Below are 2,233 nucleotides of genomic sequence, written 5' to 3'. Positions count from 1 at the left end.
CGCGGTGCTGCTGCCGCCCGGGCCGTCCCCAGTCGGCGCGCTGGAACCGGCGCTCGGCCTCCTCCCCCAGGCGCTTGAGCTCGGGGTTGAGCAGGGCCTCCCCGTCCCGGTCCGCGGTGTCCTCGAAGGCGATGTCCTCGGCGAACAGGTCGTAGAGCCGACCCCCGGCCATGACGTGCTGCCACAGCGGCACAGGCCGGTGTTCGGAGACGATCACGGTGGTGGCGCCCCGGACCGTGTCGAGCCAGGCCCCGAACTCCTCGGCGTTGGACACCGTGGCGGACAGGGAGATCAGCTGCACGTGCTCGGGCAGGTGGATGATGACCTCCTCCCACACCGGGCCCCGGAACCGGTCGGCGAGGTAGTGGACCTCGTCCATGACGACGAAGCCGAGGTCGATGAGGGTGTCCGACTGCGCGTACAGCATGTTGCGCAGCACCTCGGTGGTCATCACGACGACGGGCGCGTCCGGGTTGACGGAGGTGTCCCCCGTGAGCAGGCCGACGTTCTCCGCGCCGTGCACGCGGGCGAGGTCCGCGTGCTTCTGGTTGCTGAGGGCCTTGATGGGGGTGGTGTAGAACGCCTTCGTGCCGCGGGCCAGGGCCAGGTGGACGGCGAACTCGCCGACCACCGTCTTGCCGGCGCCGGTGGGCGCCGCGACGAGGACGCCGTGGCCGTCCTCGACCTCGGCGCACGCGCGGCGCTGGAAGTCGTCGAGGGGGAAGCCCACGCGTGCGGCGAACCGGCCGAGCTCGGAGCCGGCGTGGTGCCGGGCCGCCCGGGCACGGGCGTAGCGCTCCGCCGGGCTCAGCTCGGGCTCGTCGTGCGGGGTCGCGGACGCGGGATGGTGGGCCATGGCCCCACCCTACTGGCGGGTCCGGACACCGTCGTGCTCGTGCGTCCGGGCGGGAGGGCTGCGGCGGGCGCCGCTCAGATCTGATCGAGCGGCTTCGGGCCTGCGGCGAGCTCCGCCTCGACGTCCATCTCACGCTGGCCCTTCCGACGGTCGCGACGCCGGTCGCCCCACAGACACAGGACGATGGCCACGCCGAAGAGGACGACGAGCGGGATCGCCATGTAGAACATGGAGATGGCGTCCGCACCGGGGGCGGCGATCGCGGCGATCAGCATGATCACGAAGACGGTGATGCGCCAGTGGTGGACGATCGTGCGGCCCGGCAGGATGCCGAGCATGTTCAGTCCCACCAGCAGCACCGGCAGGACCATGGCCACGCCGAACGCGAGGTAGAGACGCGTGACGAAGCTGATGTACACCGACGCCGTCGGGAGGTTCGCGCCGCCCTCGGGAGTGAAGCCCACGAAGAACTGGACGGCCTGCGGCATCACGAGCCACCCCAGCGCGATGCCGAAGATGAACAGGGGCACGGCCGCGGCGATGAAGCCCAGGGCGTACTTCTTCTCGGCCTTCTTCAGACCCGGCACGATGAATGCCCAGATCTGGTAGAGCCAGACCGGGCTGGACAGGATGAGCCCGATGAACATGCTGACCTTGAGCATGAGGTCGAACGGCGAGGCCACCGTGTCATAGGCGACGGCCGCCGTGTGTCCCTGGCTGGCGATCTCCTTGACCGGGCGGAACAGCTCCGCCATGACCGGCTGGTAGACGAGGAAGCCGATCACCATGCCGACCGCGACGGCGAGCGCCGACTTCAGCAGTCGGTTGCGCAGCTCCGTGAGGTGCTCGCGCAGCGGCATCTCGCCGGTGGGGTTGTCCCGCCGCTTCCGGCGGCGCCGGGTGCGGCGGGCGACCTCGTCGACCTCGGTCATCGGGTGGGGGTCCTTCCGGCTCAGCGCGGGTCGCGCGGGTCGGTCTCGTCACGCTCGACGACGCGGCCCTCGACCGGCTCGTCCGCGGCGGTGGAGCCGGCGCCGGAGCGCTCGTCCGTGGTGCCCTTGCCCTCCGTGCGCATCTGCTTCACCTCGGAGGAGAAGATGCGCATCGACTGGCCGAGGTTGCGGGCCATCGCGGGCAGCTTCGGCGCCGCGAAGAGCAGGATCGCGAGCAGGATGATGATGACGAGCTGCCAGCCCTGGAGTCCAGCCATGATGAAGGGTCCTTTCGATGGGGTTCCGGGGTCCAGGCTACCGCGCCGGCAGGGCCGCGAGGGCATCGCCCAGCGCGTCCGCCACGGACGTCCGGAGGTCGGCGGGGGCCAGCACCTCGACGGCGCCGCCGTGGCGTCCGACCAGCGCGGCCGCCACGCCGGCGTCG

3 protein-coding genes are annotated in these 2,233 nt (G+C 71.2%); all 3 read right to left on the bottom strand.

Annotated elements, in window-relative coordinates; all coding sequences use genetic code 11:
• The coding region (locus tag HMPREF3105_RS05570) for a DEAD/DEAH box helicase (RefSeq protein ID WP_141762442.1) at positions 1–856 on the bottom strand (856 nt) is incomplete at its 3' end.
• Between the two features lie 74 nt (positions 857–930).
• A complete protein-coding gene (gene tatC, locus HMPREF3105_RS05565; RefSeq protein WP_070708942.1) occupies positions 931–1,788 on the bottom strand; it encodes a twin-arginine translocase subunit TatC in 858 nt (285 codons plus the stop codon).
• A 20-nt stretch (positions 1,789–1,808) separates the two neighbouring features.
• Positions 1,809–2,066 carry a twin-arginine translocase TatA/TatE family subunit gene (locus tag HMPREF3105_RS05560; RefSeq protein ID WP_002855080.1) on the bottom strand — a complete coding sequence of 86 codons (258 nt, stop codon included), beginning with the start codon at positions 2,064–2,066 and terminating at the stop codon, positions 1,809–1,811.
• Between the last annotated feature and the right edge of the window lie 167 nt (positions 2,067–2,233).

This window comes from Micrococcus sp. HMSC31B01, assembly GCF_001816085.1.
Taxonomy (GTDB): Bacteria; Actinomycetota; Actinomycetes; order Actinomycetales; family Micrococcaceae; genus Micrococcus; species Micrococcus luteus.
This window is presented reverse-complemented; position numbering and strand designations above follow the sequence as displayed.